General features: G+C 67.3%; 20 protein-coding genes. 13 read left to right on the plus strand and 7 right to left on the minus strand.

The genetic code is table 11. The annotated features are described in order from the left end of the window. Positions 1-198: 198 nt before the first annotated feature. Positions 199-504: a YkgJ family cysteine cluster protein gene (locus FBZ83_RS17110; RefSeq protein WP_145686073.1), complete on the plus strand. Its 306-nt coding sequence runs from the start codon at positions 199-201 to the stop codon at positions 502-504. Here the strand turns inward: FBZ83_RS17110 and FBZ83_RS17115 are convergent. Further along, positions 461-1,276, minus strand: a complete 816-nt coding sequence (locus tag FBZ83_RS17115; RefSeq protein ID WP_145686075.1) for a hypothetical protein — start codon at positions 1,274-1,276, stop codon at positions 461-463. The two genes, FBZ83_RS17110 and FBZ83_RS17115, sit on opposite strands and share 44 nt — an antisense overlap. Positions 1,277-1,370: 94 nt before the next feature. On the opposite strand from FBZ83_RS17115, the gene FBZ83_RS17120 reads away from it, so the two are divergent. The 9 genes from FBZ83_RS17120 (at position 1,371) to FBZ83_RS17160 (ending at position 9,413) form a co-directional block, all read left to right on the plus strand. Further along, positions 1,371-2,141 (plus strand): SDR family oxidoreductase, encoded by a 771-nt coding sequence (locus tag FBZ83_RS17120; protein WP_145686077.1) that lies wholly within the window; start codon positions 1,371-1,373, stop codon positions 2,139-2,141. Positions 2,142-2,691: 550 nt separating this feature from the next. After that, positions 2,692-4,518 (plus strand): excinuclease ABC subunit UvrC, encoded by a 1,827-nt coding sequence (uvrC, locus tag FBZ83_RS17125; RefSeq protein ID WP_432612495.1) that lies wholly within the window; start codon positions 2,692-2,694, stop codon positions 4,516-4,518. Positions 4,519-4,567: 49 nt separating this feature from the next. Further along, positions 4,568-5,179: a CDP-diacylglycerol--glycerol-3-phosphate 3-phosphatidyltransferase gene (pgsA, locus tag FBZ83_RS17130; RefSeq protein WP_145686081.1), complete on the plus strand. Its 612-nt coding sequence runs from the start codon at positions 4,568-4,570 to the stop codon at positions 5,177-5,179. 177 nt (positions 5,180-5,356) lie between these two features. After that, positions 5,357-5,884 carry a molybdopterin-guanine dinucleotide biosynthesis protein B gene (mobB, locus tag FBZ83_RS17135; protein ID WP_145686083.1) on the plus strand — a complete coding sequence of 176 codons (528 nt, stop codon included), beginning with the start codon at positions 5,357-5,359 and terminating at the stop codon, positions 5,882-5,884. Between the two features lie 59 nt (positions 5,885-5,943). Further along, complete coding sequence (locus FBZ83_RS17140) at positions 5,944-7,209, plus strand: molybdopterin molybdotransferase MoeA (RefSeq protein WP_145686085.1); 1,266 nt, start codon at positions 5,944-5,946, stop codon at positions 7,207-7,209. Further along, positions 7,209-7,460: a molybdopterin converting factor subunit 1 gene (moaD, locus tag FBZ83_RS17145; protein ID WP_038527886.1), complete on the plus strand. Its 252-nt coding sequence runs from the start codon at positions 7,209-7,211 to the stop codon at positions 7,458-7,460. Before FBZ83_RS17140 ends, moaD begins: the two co-directional genes overlap by 1 nt. Positions 7,461-7,476: 16 nt before the next feature. After that, positions 7,477-7,935, plus strand: a complete 459-nt coding sequence (gene moaE / locus FBZ83_RS17150; RefSeq protein ID WP_145686087.1) for a molybdopterin synthase catalytic subunit MoaE — start codon at positions 7,477-7,479, stop codon at positions 7,933-7,935. 305 nt (positions 7,936-8,240) lie between these two features. After that, the gene (locus FBZ83_RS17155) at positions 8,241-8,702 is read left to right on the plus strand and encodes a hypothetical protein (RefSeq protein WP_145686089.1); all 462 of its coding nucleotides are present in this window, start codon (positions 8,241-8,243) and stop codon (positions 8,700-8,702) included. A gap of 75 nt (positions 8,703-8,777) precedes the next feature. Then, positions 8,778-9,413: a LysE family translocator gene (locus FBZ83_RS17160; protein ID WP_145686091.1), complete on the plus strand. Its 636-nt coding sequence runs from the start codon at positions 8,778-8,780 to the stop codon at positions 9,411-9,413. A 19-nt stretch (positions 9,414-9,432) separates the two neighbouring features. On the opposite strand, the gene FBZ83_RS17165 is transcribed toward FBZ83_RS17160, so the two are convergent. After that, entirely contained in the window at positions 9,433-10,587 is a 1,155-nt protein-coding gene (locus FBZ83_RS17165; RefSeq protein ID WP_145686093.1) for an alpha/beta hydrolase family protein, read from the minus strand. Between the two features lie 222 nt (positions 10,588-10,809). On the opposite strand from FBZ83_RS17165, the gene FBZ83_RS17170 reads away from it, so the two are divergent. Then, entirely contained in the window at positions 10,810-11,280 is a 471-nt protein-coding gene (locus tag FBZ83_RS17170) for a hypothetical protein (RefSeq protein WP_247888337.1), read from the plus strand. Here the strand turns inward: FBZ83_RS17170 and FBZ83_RS17175 are convergent. Beyond that, complete coding sequence (locus FBZ83_RS17175) at positions 11,258-11,833, minus strand: GNAT family N-acetyltransferase (RefSeq protein WP_145686097.1); 576 nt, start codon at positions 11,831-11,833, stop codon at positions 11,258-11,260. The genes FBZ83_RS17170 and FBZ83_RS17175 overlap by 23 nt on opposite strands. Positions 11,834-12,151: 318 nt before the next feature. On the opposite strand from FBZ83_RS17175, the gene FBZ83_RS31480 reads away from it, so the two are divergent. Then, positions 12,152-12,322 carry a hypothetical protein gene (locus FBZ83_RS31480; protein ID WP_186466115.1) on the plus strand — a complete coding sequence of 57 codons (171 nt, stop codon included), beginning with the start codon at positions 12,152-12,154 and terminating at the stop codon, positions 12,320-12,322. Positions 12,323-12,413: 91 nt separating this feature from the next. On the opposite strand, the gene FBZ83_RS17180 is transcribed toward FBZ83_RS31480, so the two are convergent. Together FBZ83_RS17180 and rpoH are read right to left on the minus strand one after the other, a co-directional pair. Next, the gene (locus FBZ83_RS17180) at positions 12,414-13,760 is read right to left on the minus strand and encodes a globin-coupled sensor protein (protein WP_145686099.1); all 1,347 of its coding nucleotides are present in this window, start codon (positions 13,758-13,760) and stop codon (positions 12,414-12,416) included. A gap of 232 nt (positions 13,761-13,992) precedes the next feature. Then, positions 13,993-14,883, minus strand: a complete 891-nt coding sequence (gene rpoH / locus FBZ83_RS17185) for an RNA polymerase sigma factor RpoH (protein WP_145686101.1) — start codon at positions 14,881-14,883, stop codon at positions 13,993-13,995. 512 nt (positions 14,884-15,395) lie between these two features. Here rpoH and FBZ83_RS17190 point away from each other — a divergent pair. Beyond that, complete coding sequence (locus FBZ83_RS17190) at positions 15,396-15,920, plus strand: GNAT family N-acetyltransferase (protein WP_145686106.1); 525 nt, start codon at positions 15,396-15,398, stop codon at positions 15,918-15,920. Positions 15,921-16,009: 89 nt separating this feature from the next. On the opposite strand, the gene FBZ83_RS17195 is transcribed toward FBZ83_RS17190, so the two are convergent. Next, positions 16,010-16,420 (minus strand): MucR family transcriptional regulator, encoded by a 411-nt coding sequence (locus FBZ83_RS17195; protein WP_145686114.1) that lies wholly within the window; start codon positions 16,418-16,420, stop codon positions 16,010-16,012. Between the two features lie 68 nt (positions 16,421-16,488). After that, positions 16,489-16,815 (minus strand): HU family DNA-binding protein, encoded by a 327-nt coding sequence (locus FBZ83_RS17200; protein WP_282184083.1) that lies wholly within the window; start codon positions 16,813-16,815, stop codon positions 16,489-16,491. Positions 16,816-16,902 lie beyond the last annotated feature (87 nt).

The following is a 16,902-nucleotide window of genomic DNA, read 5'->3' on the forward strand; positions in this document are numbered from 1 at the left end:
CGTCTTAAGACGTGGGAGAGTAGGTCGCCGCCAGGTCACCACGGCACACGCCAAACCAAAACGGACACGGACGGACACGGTTTCACACACGCTTGGCAATCGGCTTCCTGAACGACAAAGCCGGCGCTTTCCCAACGGAAAGCGCCGGCTTTTCGTCGTGCCGGGGACGGATATGGATGAGGCGAAAAGGGGAAAGTGATGCTGGCGGAGGACGACGTACCGGATTGCGAAAGCTGCGGGGGCTGCTGCGCCTATTCCTGGGAATGGCCGACCTTCATCGGCGATTGGGATGGCGACGGCATCATGGAGCATCTGAAGGAGGACGGCCGCATGCGGTGCAACGGCAACCGCTGCGCCGCCTTGATGGGAACCCTCGGCGAATCCGTCTTCTGCAGCGTCTACGAGCACCGCCCTTTGGTCTGCCGTGAGTTCACCGCGGGGAGCGACGCCTGCCACGCCGTCAGGGCCCAGTTGGGGCTGGACAGGCCGGAACCGGAAGAGTGAACCACGCGCCAACCCGGTGACGCAGGCTGCGCCGGCGGTCCTCTTCCGGGGCGGGGGCGATGTCCCAATCCCAGGATTGGTCCGGAGCGGGAAGGTCGAGCCCCCACAGGGAGTCCTCGCGCTCCCGGACCGCTCCGCCTTCCAGCCAAAGACTTTCTGTATCGGTGAAGAGACTTGCCTGTTCGGCGACGCGGGCCAGCCAGGAGCGATGCGTCTGCGCCAGACTTCGAGCAAACCGCTCGCGTTCCGCCCAGGGGATGGTCGGTGCCTTGCGGTCGATGGCGTCCAGGGGCAGCAGGGGAAGCTGCGACAGGAGATTGCAGGACAGTGCGAAAGCGAAGCGTTCCCCCGGCAGGTCGGGCGGCGACGGCGATGGAAGCGGTGAACCGCTGGAGAGGGCGGCGTCCAGCGGCGCCAGCGTTCCGGTGACGTCGAGGGTGAGCAGGCGAACGTTGGGGTGGCGCCGCGCCTGACGGCGAACGGAACGGCTGTGCAGCATGTCGATCAGCACCACTTCGCCGAATCGCTCGGCAAGGACCGGCAGCGGAACCTCGATCAACAGGCCGGACCCGGCCACCAGGGCCCGCCCGCCCCGCGGCGCCCGCCCAACGGCGTCCTGGACGAAACGGCGGCAGGAGTCGACGTGCGGCGCCCAGGCCCGCCGCTGGCGCCGGTGGCGCGCCCCGAGGGCCACCATTTCTGCCAGATAGCCGTAGCGGCGGGCCAGCGGCGGGCAGGGCGTCGTCAGATACTCGAAGGCTTCTCTCAGCATGGCCCGTCCCGCTCCGCGCGTCTTTTGCCGGTCCGGAGCTTGACCCGAAGGGAACCCCCTTGACCGGAACGGGTGGCAGGGTACCTATGGCGGCATGGTGGAGATCAAGAGGAAAGCGGCCCTGGTCACCGGGGCGGGAAAGCGGATCGGACGCGCCATTGCGCTCGATCTCGCGGCGCGTGGCTGGCGCGTGGGGGTGCATTTCGGGCATTCCCGCAGCGAGGCCGACGCGGTGGTGACGCACATCGTCGGGCAGGGCGGCGTCGCCGTGGCGCTTCAGGCCGACCTGGAGCGTGAACTGGACGTGCAGGCGCTGGTGCCCGAAGCCGTCGAGCGGCTGGGCGCGCTGTCCCTGCTGGTCAACAACGCCTCCTGCTTTGAGCGGGATGAAGTGGGGGATGTGACCCGCGAGTCCTGGGATCGTCACATGGAGGCGAATCTCCGCGCGCCCTTCGTGCTGAGCCAAGCCTTCGCCGCGCAGGTGCCGGGCGACATGGAGGGGTTGATCGTCAACATGATCGACCAGCGGGTGTGGAACCTCACCCCGCACTTCATCTCCTATACCCTGTCGAAGGCTGGATTGTGGACCCTGACCCAGACGCTTGCCATGGCGCTTGCACCGTGCATCCGGGTCAACGCGATCGGGCCGGGACCGACGTTGAAGAATGTGCGGCAGACCGACGAGGAGTTCGCAGCGCAGCGTGAAGCGACCCCGCTGAAGCGCGGCCCCTCGCCGGACGAGATCTGCGCGGCCCTGCGCTTTCTCATCGACGCGCCGTCGGTCACCGGCCAGATGGTCGCGCTGGACGGAGGGGAGCATCTGGGATGGGCGCAGCCGTCCCTGGGATTCGTTCCGACGGAATAGGCGGTTCGGCGCGGCGACGCTATGCCGTTCGGCGGCCGGTGCCCGGAACGGTCGGGCACCCCGGCAAGAGGACCGCGCGTTGTACACATCCGGCCTCATCGGCGCAAGGGGCTGTTTGCACGATCCGGAAAATTAGCGTCGCAGCGCCAAACTGCCGTATTGACTCAAAGCGATGTCAGGAAAAACAATAACTTAGCAGAAATGCTCAATTTTTGTGCATAGCTTTCGAATCCCTTGGGGCGCCTTGGTTCCGTTGGGGTAACTCTTGGGTTATCGACACACTTATCCACAGGAGTCGTGGATATCCCGATGAATGACCGCCGATGGGTGTGTCGTTCGTCTTAACCATTCAGGACAGGGGGTGGTTGATCCATTCCCGGAACCCGACGACATTCGAGACATGGACGACACCGCAGACACCCCAACGGACCTCGTCCTCCCGGAGACGGACGGCGCCGACGCTCCCGGCAGCGATGCTCCCGGCACCGATGCTCCGGAGGCCGCGCCGCGCGCGCGCCGGCGCCCCGCTGACCTCGCCCGGGGGGCGGAGGTGATCCGCGAGCATCTGAAGACCCTGCCGCAGACGCCCGGCGTCTACCGCATGCTGGCGGGCGACGGGGCCGTGCTTTATGTCGGCAAGGCCAAGAACCTGAAGCGGCGGGTGTTCAATTACACCCAGGTCAACCGTCTGCCCGTGCGGCTGCAGCGCATGGTCTCGGAGACGGAGACCATGGAGTTCGTCACGACCCACACCGAGGTCGAGGCGCTGCTCCTCGAATCGAACCTGATCAAGCGGCTGATGCCGCGCTACAACGTGCTTCTGCGGGACGACAAGACCTTCCCGCACATCATGATCACCAAGGACCACGATTACCCGCAGCTGACCAAGCACCGCGGGGCGCGGTCGCGCGACGCCGACTATTTCGGCCCCTTCGCCTCGGCGGGGGCGGTCAACCGGACGATCACGGCGCTCCAGCGCGCCTTCCTGCTGCGCAACTGCGCCGACACGGTGTTCGCCGCGCGCACCCGGCCCTGCCTGCAGTACCAGATCAAGCGCTGCACCGCGCCCTGCGTGGAGCGGGTCAGCCCGGCGGAGTATCAGGCTCAGGTCGATCAGGCGCGCGCCTTCCTGTCGGGCAAGAGCCGGGACATCCAGACGGAGTTCGTCGCGGAGATGAGCAGGGCGGCGGAGAATCTCGACTACGAGACCGCCGCCCGCTACCGCGACCGCATCCGGGCGCTGACCGCGGTGCAGGCGCACCAGGACATCAATGTCGAGGGGGTGGTCGAGGACGCCGACGTGATCGCCGCCTACGCCGAGGGCGGGATGACCTGCGTGCAGGTGTTCTTCTTCCGCGGCGGGCGCAACTACGGCAACCGCGCCTATTTCCCCAGCCACGACAAGAGCGCTGAGACACCGGAGGTGCTGGCCGCCTTCATCGCCCAGTTCTATGAGAACAAGGCGGCCCCCGGCCTCGTCCTGGTCAGCCATGACCTGCCGGAGCAGGAGTTGCTGACCGAGGCCCTGGCGCTGCGCGCCGGCCATCGGGTGGAGCTGGCCGCGCCCAAGCGGGGCGACAAGCGGCGCATCGTCGAGCACGCCCTGACCAACGCGCGCGAGGCCCACGGGCGGCGGCTGGCCGAAAGCTCGTCGCAGGCGCGGCTGCTCGACGGGGTGGCGACGGTCTTCGGGCTGGACGGCCCGCCGCAGCGGATCGAGGTCTACGACAACTCCCACGTCCAGGGCGCCCACGCCATCGGCGCGATGATCGTCGCCGGGCCGGAGGGCTTCATTAAGAACGCCTACCGGAAGTTCAACATCAAGACCGAGGGCGCCGCCGGCGACGACTTCGCGATGATGCGCGAGGTCATGGCCCGCCGCTTCGGCCGGGCGATCAAGGAAGACCCGGAGCGGACGCAGGGCACCTGGCCCGATCTGGTGCTGATTGACGGCGGCATCGGGCAGCTCAACATGGCGCTGGGCGTGCTGGCCGATCTGGGGATCGACGACGTGACGCTGGTCGGCATCGCCAAGGGACCGGACCGTGACGCCGGGCGGGAGCGCTTCTTCATGCCGGACCGCGCGCCGTTCCAGCTGGAAATGCGGGACCCGGTGCTCTATTTCCTGCAACGGCTGCGGGACGAGGCGCACCGCTTCGCCATCGGCACCCATCGTGCGAAGCGCACCAAGGCGTTGGGCAAATCGATGATCGACGAGATTCCCGGAATCGGACCCAGCCGCAAGAAGGCCCTCCTTCACCATTTCGGGAGCGCCGTCGCCGTCTCCCGCGCCGGACTGGCGGATTTGGAGTCGGTCGAAGGGATCAGCAAGACAGTGGCGAAAAAGATATACGATCATTTCCATTCAGACGGTTAGAATGACGCCGCCCGCCGCGCGTTTCCCCCCGATTCCAGAGTTGCGACCGATGCTGACCAGCCTGCCGAACCTGCTCACCCTGTCGCGCATCGCGGTGATCCCCGTCGTGGTCGGGTTGTTCTACGTGCCGGAGGCGTGGGCCGCCTACACGGCCTGCGCCCTGTTCGCCGCGGCCTGCATCACCGACTGGTTCGACGGCTATCTGGCCCGCGCCTGGGAGCAGGAAAGCGTCATCGGCAAGTTCCTCGATCCGATCGCGGACAAGCTGCTGGTCGCCGCGACGCTGATCATGCTGGTCGCCTTCGCCAGGCTGTCCGGGCTGTCGGTGCTGGCCGCCGTGGTCATCCTGCTGCGCGAGGTGCTGGTGTCCGGCCTGCGCGAGTATCTGGCCGGGCTGAACGTCGGGGTGCCGGTCACCTGGATGGCCAAGTGGAAGACGACGATCCAGATGGTGGCGATCGGCTTTCTGATCGTCGGCGACTATGGCCCGGTCCACCTTCCGGTCACGCTGATCGGCACGCTGGGCCTGTGGGTGGCGGCGATCCTCACCTTCGTCACCGGCTGGGATTACATGCGCGCCGGGCTGAAGCACATGATGGCCCACCAGCCGGCGAAGCCGCAAAAGGGCGCCCCGGGCAATCCGGCCCGCACGCCGGGCTGAGTCGCTTTACCAGCGGTCCGTTCTTTTCCGGGACCTGTTTTCCGGCATCAGTTTTCCGGCACATGGCAGAGCGGGCGGCCATTCCGGTTTGTCCGTTCGCATGCCCGTGTGTTTCTGCTATGTGACCGTGGAACGCCCGCGCGGCGATGGGCGGCAAGGCGGAGGATAGGGGCTTCCATGAAGATGTTCGGCCTGACGGGGTGGAGCGGCAGCGGCAAGACGACGCTGATCGTTCGCCTGATCCCGGCGCTGATCCGGCACGGCCTGACCGTTTCGACCATGAAGCACGCGCACAAGGGCTTCGACATCGATCATCGCGGCAAGGACAGCCACAACCACCGCGAGGCCGGCGCCACGGAGGTTCTGGTCAGCTCGCCCCGCCGCTGGGCGCTGATGCACGAGATCCGGAACGACGAGCCGGAGCTGTCGCTGGCCGAGCTTCTGCCGAAGATGTCGCCGGTCGATCTGCTGCTGATCGAGGGGTTCAAGCGCGAGCCCCACGAAAAGATCGAGGTGTGGCGCGCCTCGGTGGGCAAGCCGCTGATCGCGCTGGACGATCCGAGCATCGTCGCGATCGCCAGCGACGGGCCGGTGCCGGACGCCAAGGTGCCCGTCTTCGACCTGAGCGACGAGGAGGGCATTGCCGCCTTCATCATTGCGCGTTGCGCGCTGGACCGTTGTGGCGCGACGGGGCAGGCTGTCTGAGGCGGCGGCACGCCGGAGCAAGGCGGCCGGGTTGCGGTGTGCGGGGGTGGAGTGGAGCGATGGCTCAGCTTAGCGACGATTGCTTCGCCTTCGGCGGGGAGATGATGGCGGTGGACCGGGCGCTGGAGCTTCTCTCCGGTCGCCTCCACCCCGTCACGGAGACCCGCCGGATCGGTCTTGCCGACGCGCTGGGCCACGCGCTGGCCGAGGACGTCGTCGCCCCGTTCAACGTGCCGCCGCACGACAATTCGGCGGTGGACGGCTACGCGGTGTTCTTCGACGACCTGACGCCCGACGCGGCCACGCTGCTGCCGGTCACGGCGCGCGTCGCCGCCGGCCACGCGCTGGACCGTCCGGGACGGCGCGGCGAGGCGGTGCGAATCTTCACCGGCGCCCCGATGCCCGAGGGCTTCGACACCGTGCTGATGCAGGAGGATTGCACGGCGGGTGAGGGCACGGTCGCCATTCCCCCCGGCATCCGCCGCGGCGCCAACCGCCGCCGCGCCGGCGAGGACATGGCGCGGGGGAGCACCGTCCTGACCGCCGGACGCCGGCTGCGGGCGGAGGACATCGGCCTGCTCGCCTCGCTGGGACGGCGGGAGGTGACGGTGCGCACCGCCCTGCGCGTCGCCGTCTTCTCCACCGGCGACGAGGTGCGGGAGCCGGGCGTGCCGCTGGAGGCCGGCTGCATCTACGACGCCAACCGCTTCGCCCTCATCGCTTCGCTGTGCCAACTCGGCTGCACCGTGACCGATCTGGGGATCCTGCCCGACCGGCTCGACGCCGTTCGCGGCGCCCTGGCCGACGCGGCGGAGACTCACGACGTCCTCATCACCTCCGGCGGCATGTCCACCGGCGAGGAAGACCACGTCAAGGCGGCGGTTGAGGCTCTGGGCGGGCTTCATTTCTGGCGGCTGGCGATCAAGCCGGGGCGTCCGGTGGCCTTGGGCACGGTCAACGCCACGGCCGGGAGCGCGGTCTTCGTCGGCCTGCCGGGCAACCCGGTGGCGGTGATGGTCACCTTCCTGCGCATCGCCCGCCCGATCCTGCTGCGGCTGATGGGGGCGGCGGACGAGGCGCCCGCCTTGTTCCCGCTGCGCGCCGGCTTCACCTACAAGAAGAAGGCGGGGCGACGCGAGTATGTGCGGGCCACGCTCGCCCGCGCCGCCGACGGGGTTTTGACCGCGGTCAAGCACCCGCGCGACGGGGCGGGCATCCTGTCGTCGATGGTCGAGTCCGACGGACTCGTCGAACTGCCGGAAGAGATCACCCGCGTCGAACCGGGGATGATCGTGGAATTCCTGCCTTTCAGTGAGGTTCGGTGATGAAGATCCTCTATTTCGCCTGGCTGCGCACCAAGATCGGCGTGGCGACCGAGACGGTGGACCTGCCGGCGGAGGTCCGCGACGTCGGCGCCCTGGTGGCGTGGCTGAAGACCCGCAGCCCGAAGCACGCCGACGCGCTCGCCAACAGCACGGTGGTCAAGGTGGCGGTGAACCAGGAGCATGTGCCCTACGACCACCCGGTCGGCCCCGGCGACGAGGTGGCCCTGTTCCCGCCGGTGACCGGCGGCTGAGGAAGGACGTGTTGCCGTGACGGTGAAGGTTCAGAGCGAGGATTTCGACGTCGGCGCGGAGCTGGCCGCGATGACCGGCGGCAAGACCGGCATCGGTGGGGTGACCCTCTTCGTCGGGCTGGTCCGCGACATGGCCGGCGGCGAGTCCGTCAGCGCCATGACGCTGGAGCATTATCCCGGCATGACCGAGAGGCAGTTGGAGGCGATCGAGGCGGAGGCGCGGGAGCGCTGGCCGCTCGACGACGCGCTGATCATCCACCGCTACGGGCGGTTGGAGCCGGGCGACCAGATCGTGCTGGTCGCCACCGCCAGCGCCCACCGCGAGGCGGCCTTCGAAAGCTGCCATTTCCTGATCGACTGGCTGAAGACCAAGGCGCCCTTCTGGAAGATGGAAGCCACCCCGGAGGGCGAGCGCTGGGTGGAGGCCAAGCAGTCCGACGACCAGGCGGCGGCCCGCTGGACGAAACCGGCGTGAGGTGAGACGCAGGGCACAGACGGCGCCCTCCTCACGGTGGTTGGATCCGCTCCCGCGCCAAGCTGTGCGCGCATGCGGAGTGTCCGATCGTGCGAACCCGGCTTCTGCTCACCGGACTGGCCCTGTCGTTGGGCGCATTGTTCTCGTGCCCTGTCCATGGGAAGGAGCGGCACACGGCGGAACGGATTCTGACCGATCCGGTAGGCGGTTGCCGCATCCGCGATTCCGATCCCAGCCGGGGGAAGTCCGTCCGCTGGACTGGCGCCTGCCGCAACGGTTTCGCCCATGGCGCTGGTGTTCTTGAAATGTTCGGTGGGGCGACGCCGGCGGACCAAGCCGAGGTCGCCTGGGGCGAGGCCGATTGGATCGAGGCGGTCTTCGTCGACGGCCGGGCCGAGGGGCCGGGGCGCCGCGGGAGCACGGACGGGACACTTTTCCAGGGCCGCTTCCGTCATGGCCTCGCCACCGGCATGGGGACGCTGACCCTGCCGGACGGCCACCGCTATGAGGGGATCTTCGCGTTCGGGCGTCCGACCGGGGAGGGGGTGTTCGTCGCCTCCATGGGGTTGCGCTACCGGGCGCGGGTCGACCGCGACGGGCGGGTGTGGCCGGGCGCGCTTCTCGGCGCGAAGCCTCCGGACCCCATCCAGTCGGCCGAGCGGCCGGAACCGAAGAGCCGAGCGGCGCCGGGCAGCCTGGAGGAGTGGCTGCGCACGCCGCCGTGGGATTACCGCGAACCGGTTCCACGCGATGCGAAGCGGCGTTGACCAGCCTTGCGCAGGCGGCGTTTGCCAGAGGGCGCGCGTCGTGGTGACATCGCGGGCTCTCTTCGGATGACGGCGATGAACTGGCAGACTCTCGGATTCTTCTTCGCGACGGCCTTCGTGCTGTCGATGACTCCCGGCCCCAACATGCTGCTGGCGATGAGCCTCGGCCTGCGCTACGGCGTCCGCCGGGCGGCCTGGGGCGGGCTCGGCATGTGCGTGGCGCTGACGACGATGGCCACCCTGTCGGTGCTCGGCCTCGGTGCCCTGCTGGCGGCATCGGAGCCGGCCTTTCAGGCGGTGAAATGGGCGGGCGTGGCCTATCTGACCTGGCTCGGCATCGCCGCGTGGCGGGCGCCGGTGCCGGACGGCTCGCCGCGCGTCAGCGGTGCCGCGGCGGTGGAGGAGGCTCCGGCCCATCGTCTGTTCCTGCGCGGTCTGCTCGTCGCCTTCAGCAACCCGAAGGCGCTGGTCTTCATGGCCGCGCTGTTTCCGCAATTCATCGACCCGGCGGCCCCGCTGATGCCGCAGCTCGTCGCCCTGGTGGCGATCATGGTGGTGATCGAGTTCGGCTGGATCATGGCCTACGCCACCGGCGGCAACAGCATCGGCGCCCGCCTGACCAGCGGGTCCGCCGCCCGCACGCTCAACCGCCTGACCGGCGGCTTGATGATCGGCGCCGGTGGCCTGCTGGCGCTCGCCCGCCGGCTCTGATCGCCCGCCTTATGATTGCTCAGTCCATCCGGCGGAGGGTCGTCTCCAGACGGCCCTTGCCGGAGCGGTCCAGCCATGTGGCGGACAGGCGCCCGTCCGTCCGCACGCTGTAGCGCAGCACGTTGCGCCCCTTCTCGTCGAAGACCAGCTCGCCGTTTTCGATGCGGCCCTTGCGCTGGGCGCGCTCCATCGGCTGGTCGGCCTCCATGCCCGGCCCCAGCACATAGTCGGCGTAGACGGCGTCGCCATCGACCCGGTCCACCGCCAGCGCGATTTCCCGCCCGTTGATGTAGGCGCCGTACCAGACGCCGAGGAAGGAGCGGGCGCCGGTCCCGGCCGGGGAGGAGGTGCCGCTGCCGGTGCGCGGCTCCGGCGCCGCGGCCCGCATCAGCTCGGCGCTCGGCGTGCGGCCCCAGGATTCGTCGCAGGACGGGTCGTCCCGGCGCGGCGGCGCCTCGGCGAAGCGCAGGATGCAGGAGCCGAAGCGCCGGACGAACATGCCGGTCGTCGCGGCGCCGTGGCCGGTCAGCAGCGCCGGCTGATCGACCACGATGTGGTCCAGTCCGCGCGAGGACAGGATGCCGCGCGCCGACTCCCCGCGCCCGCCGGGGTCGAAATCGTCACCGTGGAAGAAGAACAGCATCACCCGCGCGCTGTGGATCCCGCGCAGGATCGGCCAGAGCTGAGCGGCGTTGTCGCGGAAGCTGTCGTAGGAGTCCGAGAAGTTGCCGAAGGCGGCGGGAGCGGTGCCGACGACGGCGTCCACCCGGTCGCTCTGCCCGGCGGCCATCAGCGAGAGGAAGGCGCCGAAGGACTGGCCGGTCAGCACGACCTTGCGGTAGCCGCGGTCCTTCAACTGGTCGGCGTAGCCCGCCAGCGCGCGGGAGCTGTTCGGCAGCGTGTCGCTGACCCGCATGCGGTCGAGCCGGAACACGTCCCACCCAGCGTCCTTCATGGTCTTCATGTAGAGGGGCGTGGGCGCGTTCGAATCCTCCACGTCCACCGACCGCCCGTGGCTCCACACCACCGCGCCGCGGGCCGCCGTCGGGCCGAGCAGGGTGCCGTCGCCATAGGCCGGATTCAGGTGAATCTGGGCCGCCGCCGGCTGCGCCGCCCCGAGCATCGTCAACGCCACCACCAATCCGAGCAGCGCCTGTCCGACTGTCCGCTTCATCCTTCCACGCTCCTGTCTGCGGCGTGGAGAGGGTCCCGGAATATGGTTAACCCAACCTTTCCATCGAACCGCGCGGGGCGTCGTCACGGAGCGTTGTCACAGCCTCCGGGCGCCGGACCAGCTCTGCGTCAGAAAGTCCCAAAGATGCAAATGCGAATGACTCGCAATTCTGACGCGGATCGTCTAAGGTCGGTTCCGTCACTTCAGTCGGGAGGGGTCGATATGTGCGATTCGGTGGGCGAGGGGAGGCTGTCCCCCTGGACGGTGTCCGATCTGACGACGGCGGAGCGCGCGCTGCTGACCGGCTTCCGGCAGTGGTTCCGTCATGGCACCGCCGGCGGGATGGCCGCCATGCGGGCCAGCTTTGGCGTGGCCGGCGTGCCCTCGTCGGCTCTTCTGCCGCTGTTCGCGCTGCTGGGCACGTTCGCCGTGACCAACGCCGGTCGGCCGGCCTTCCGTTGCCCCACCTGCTCGCGGGTCGGGATGGACGAGATGGCGGTTCTGGATGCGCTGGCCGCCATGCAGGCCGGGGAAGGCGACGTGACGATCCAGGTGTTCGACCGCTGGCTTCCCCTGGTCGCCCTGACCATGGCCGCGGATTCCGCGCGGGAATTGGCGGACATCCTGGACGGCGCGCGCATCCGTCTGCCGCGGCGCCGTCCGGCCCGGCTCATAGCGCTGGCGGCGGAATAACCGGTGCGAAGCCGGCTCCGGTCTGCCACGCCGCCTGCCGGAGCAGCGGCTTGCGCATGATCCACTGATCGATGGGAACCTGAACCAGCTCGCCGGCCGGGGTGCGGTAGGAATAACGTCCCCGTTCGGTGCCGCGCAACTCGTACCCCAGCCGCTCGTAGAAGGCGAGTACCCCAGGGTTGTCCCGGTCCACGCCCAGCTCCGCCTCCGAATAGCCGTGGTCGAGCGCGGTGCCCTCGGCGGCGGCCATCAGCCGCGTGGCGATTCCCCGATTGCGGAAGGGCTGGAACACCCGCAACGCCCACAGCGTGGCGCGACGCAGATGCCGCTTGCGCTGGAAATCGATGCAGATCTGGCCGGCGGGAAAGCCGTTGACCTCCGCCACCAGAAGCGCGCCGCTTCCGCGTTCCTGGGCGCGGAACGCCGTGGCGAGGATTTCCCGGTGCGGCGTGTGCAGCCCGAACCATTCGAGATCCGGCAGATCGGTCCGGCAGGCCGGGCGAATTGCGACGGGCAGGCTGATGACATCCTGCGACGCGGTGGCGGCGTCCATTCCTCCTCCGGACTTCAAACCATCTGACGGAGTGAACGGGCCGGCGCAGGCAGCGTTCCCCCCGTCCGATGAAAGTCTTAGCGGGCAAAGCCGGTCCACGACGCCTGGAGCAAAGGAAAAATTGTGAAAAGTTGCGCGTAAAAACGATCCTCATCGTCGCTATAAACAACCTTTAGGATATGACGATAAGCCTTGTTGACGGATCGGGACGCCTCTTGATAAGTCTCTAAACGTTATAGGGCGCAAAGATGCCCGTGCGGTGACGGCGCGAGACCCTCATGCCGAGGGACGGCGCCCAGAGACAGGGGAGGGCGTGCGATGATCAAAATTGTCAACCTGGGGCGCACCGGCCTTTTCGTGGCGATGCAGAATGGTGCCCTGACCACCATTGGCGGTCGCAGTCACTGGCGGTCGCTCGACGACATCCGTTCGGCCGCCACCGCGGCGAAGCTCAAGATCAGCGATACGGTTCTTCGCACCGTTCTCTGATGCGACGCCCGCCTTTTTAAAACAGCGGATCGGGTGTTCCAAACAGCCGGCGGCACTCTCTCAGGCCGCCGGCCGCACATTGTTCCAGTGATCAGCCGGCCCGGACCCGCGCCAGGAAGCGGTCGACCTCGGCCCGCAGATTGTTCGAATGAACGGACAACTCGTTCGTTGCGGAGAGGACGCTGCGCGCCTCCGACCCCGTGTCCGACGCCGAGGAATTGACTCGGACGATGGTCTCGCTGACCTCGCGCGTGCCGATCGAGGCCTGCTGGACGTTGCGGGCGATCTCGGTGGTGGCGGCGCCCTGCTCCTCCATGGCCGAGGCGATGGAGGTCGAAATGTCGTTGATCCGCGCGATGGTTTCCGAGATCGAGCGGATGGCGAGTACCGCGTCCTGGGTCGCTCCCTGGACCGCGCCGATCTGGGAGTTGATCTCCTCCGTCGCTTTTGCGGTCTGGTTGGCGAGGCTCTTCACCTCCGACGCCACGACGGCGAAACCCTTGCCGGCCTCGCCGGCGCGGGCCGCCTCGATGGTCGCGTTCAAGGCGAGGAGGTTGGTCTGGCTGGCGATGTCGTGAATCAGCTTCACCACCTGACCGATGCGGCTGGCGGCGTCGGCCAGTCCCTGCACCGTGGTGTTGGTGCGCTCCGCCTGCGACATGGCCTCTCCGGCGATGGCGGCCGACTGGGTCACCTGATGGCTGATCTCACCGATGGAGGCGGTCAGTTCCTCCGCCGCCGCGGCGACGGTCTGGATGTTGACGGAGGCCTCCTCCGCGGCGGCCGCGACCTGGGTGGACTGCGCGCTGGTTTCCTCGGCGGTGCGGCTCATGTTCTGGGCGGTGCCCTGGAGCTGGTGCGCGGCGGAGGCCACGGCCTGCACCACGCTCTTCACCTCGCGTTCGAACGAGTCGGCGGTGGTCCCCAACTCGCGCGAGATGATCGCGGCGGTGTTCAGGTCGACATAGACCGAGGTCGCCAGATCCATGTCGAGGAAGACCGCCTTGTTGATCGCCTGCATGAGTTGGGCGAGCTTCTCCGGCTTCTTGCGGTAGACTTGATAGGCGAGGTCGATCAGCTTGTTCAGGGTGAAGCAGTAGGCGCCGGTGTACCAGCGCGGCTCCAGGCCGATGCGCTGGTGGGCCTGCCCGATCTTCAGCACCTGCGCCATGTAGGCGTCGTCAAAGGTGCCGGTGAAGACGTTCTTCAGCCAATGCTGCTTTTGCATGTCGCGCGCCCGGCTGACCACCGTCGGATTGGCGAGCAGCGTCGCGACCTGGGGAACGGCGCGCAGGTATTCGTAGAATTCCTCGAGGATCTGGTCGATGCGCTGGGCGAGATAAGGTTGGAAGTCCCGAAGGATGGCCTTCGTGGGTTCGTCGATTCGCAAAAAGGAGATTCGGTCGAGAATGGATTGCGTCTGGGCAGAATGCGACATGGATCGACTTCCCCGCGAAAATAGGACCGCATCAGATTAGCGCAATTTGTTTTTAATGCAAAGTAACTAACCTGCGGGCGGCACTATGGAGGGTTATGATCGGTGTGGAAACCGGCAGAGTTGTCGCAGGCCGGCAAATCATTAAACGCTGATAAAAATAGAAAACCGGCGGAGCCGTTTGGCATCCGCCGGTATGTAGTGGGCCGCCGTGGACTTCGACTGTTCGTCTACATCAGGCAGCCATGTGGGCCGGGGCGCGGCGCAGAGCCTGGGCGGCGCTGAGGACGGCTTTCTGCAGCTTTTCGAAGGCGCGCACCTCGATCTGGCGCACCCGCTCGCGCGACACGCAGAACTGCTGGCTCAGCGACTCCAGGGTCGACGGATCCTCCTTCAGGCGGCGCTCGAACAGGATGCGGCGCTCGCGGTCGTCCAGCCGCTCCAGGGCTTGGCCGACCAGCCGGCGGCGCAGGGCCAGCTCGTCGGCGTCGGCAATCACGCTCTCCTGCGTCGGGCGGTCGTCGGCCAGGAGTTCCAGCCAGTTGGTCTCACCGTCGCTGGACAGGGCGGCGTCGAGCGAGCTGTCGTTGGACGAGAGCCGGCGGTTCATCTCCACCACCTCCTGCTCCGGCACGTCCAGCTCGGTGGCGATGGCGGTGACGGTCGAGGGGGACAGGTCGCCCTGCTCCAGCTCCTGCATCTGGCTCTTCAGGCGGCGCAGGTTGAAGAACAGCTTCTTCTGGGCAGCGGTCGTGCCCATCTTCACCAGCGACCAGCTGTGCAGGATGTATTCCTGGATGGAGGCGCGGATCCACCAGGTGGCGTAAGTCGCGAAACGGAAGCCGCGCTCCGGATCGAACTTCTGCGCGGCCTGCATCAGGCCAACATTGCCTTCGGCGACGAGGTCGGGCAGCGGCAGGCCGTAGCCGCCGAAGCCGCGGGCGATCTTGATGACCAGCCGCAGGTGGCTGCCCACCAGACGTTCCAGCGCATGGCCGTTCCCGCGGTCACGCCAGGCGACGGCGAGCTCGCGCTCTTCGTCGGGGGCCAGGATGGGGAACCGCTTCGACTCCTCGACATAGCGGGTCAGGCTGGCGTTTTCACCAGTCAGGAGTTTCTTGAGCACACCGGCCTCCTCTCTCCAACGCTCCACCGTCCCTTGCCGTGGAACCCTTTCGATGGCCGTTCGCAGACGCCCACCGTTTCGGCATTTTTTTTGTGGGGGATTTGCCGAAATTATCCGGGAACACGTCAATCAGACATTGATACTGTGCCGCCACCTCCAAGTTGGATCAAGCCTTGAAACGGCGGTGCAGCAATATTTTTTGGCCTATGTCCGGACTATTCGGGCCTTATGAATGCCGAAAAGATCGGAAGAACTTTTGGAAGATTGGCGAAAAGATGACGATTTTCGTTTGGAGTTAAGGCAGATGCGGTTCTCTCCGCTTGGTCATCACTCGGCCATACGGCTTTATCCTCTGCATAAGCTCTGGCCATACAGGCTAATGGCGCGCGCTACAGGGCATATGACGTTCTTCAGGGGTGCGCGGTGAAGCGCGGTCCCGCCCCGGCGAGGCCGGTGTTCTCCCAGGTTGCGGACGTGCTATTCCAGGTCCGAACAAGGCGAGAGGCCCCCTCATGCACATCCGCGACAGCCGGACCGACGATCTGCCGCGCATCCACGCGATCTACACCCACCATGTCCTGACCGGCACGGCCAGCTTCGAGGAGGTGCCTCCCGGTCCGGAGGAGCTTGCCCGCCGGCGGGACGACGTGCTGGCCCGGGGCATGCCCTATGTCGTTGCGGAGATGGACGGGCGGGTCATAGGATACGCCTATGCCGGACCTTACCGGCTGCGCACCGCCTACCGCTACAGCGTTGAGGATTCGATTTATCTCGACCCGGACTGCACAGGCCGCGGTGCCGGGCGGGCCTTGCTCGCGGCGGTGATCGACCGCTGCGCGGCGGCGGGGTGCCGCCAGATGCTCGCGGTGATCGGCGACAGCGGCAACGCGGCGTCCATCGGCCTGCACCGGAGTCTGGGTTTCGAATCAGCGGGCCTGCTGAGGTCGGTTGGATTCAAGTTCGGGCGCTGGGTGGACAGCGTCCTGATGCAGCGTCCACTGGGGCACGGGGACACGGTGCTGCCGGACGATCGTTGACGGAACGCTTTAAACAAAAAGGGCGCATCCTGGGGACGCGCCCGCTGTAAACCACCGGATCGGTCGGCCGCCGGGTGAAGGGCAGGGGGTCAGTCCTGCGCGACCCGCTTGCGGCCCAAGCCGAGCTTGGTGGCCATTTCCGACCGGGCCTTGGCGTAGTTCGGGGCAACCATCGGATATTCCGCCGGCAGGCTCCACTTGGCGCGGTAGTCGTCCGGGGACATGTCGTAGACGGTCTTGAGATGCCGCTTCAGCATCTTCAGCTTCTTTCCGTCCTCAAGACAGATGATGTATTCCGGGGTGACCGACTTCTTGATCGGCACCGCGGGGACCAGTTCGGCCTTGGCCGGCGCGGCCTTTTCCTCGCCCAGGCCGTTGAAGGCCGCCTGAACGTTCAGGATCAGCGCCGGCAGGTCGGAGACCGGCACCGTGTTGTTGCCGACATAGGCCGAGACGACCTTGGCGGTCAGGGCCTGCAATTCCGATGCTTCGATGGTCATGGCCGCGTTCAGCTCCGTTCCCCTGTGAGTCGGCCGTTTTGGAACGGCCTTGGATTGGGCGATGTCGATCAGACGTTCACCACGTCGCGCAATTGCTTGGCCGGCTTGAACCGCGGCGCCTTGGACGCGGCGATCTGCACCGCCTCGCCGGTGCGCGGGTTGCGCCCCTCGCGGGCGGCGCGCTCGGCCACCTCGAAAATGCCGAACCCGGCAAGGCGCACCTCCTCGCCGCGGGCGAGCGCCGAGGAAATGCCTTCGAACACCGACTGCACGACCTTCGCCGCATCGGATTTGCGGATGCCGGCGTTGGTCGCGATGGTCTCGATGAGCTCGGCTTGGTTCATGCGGAACTCCTGGCGCCTTCGCGCGTGTGGATTTTCCCGTGTTCTTGGCAGATCGAATCCATCGGCACAAGAGAGATGGACGGGAAAGCAACCCTAAGTGTATCGCCAGTTATGAATTCTTGCCTTCACTGTGGCCTG

It is taken from the genome of Azospirillum brasilense (assembly GCF_007827815.1).
GTDB classification, from domain to species: Bacteria; Pseudomonadota; Alphaproteobacteria; order Azospirillales; family Azospirillaceae; genus Azospirillum; species Azospirillum brasilense_C.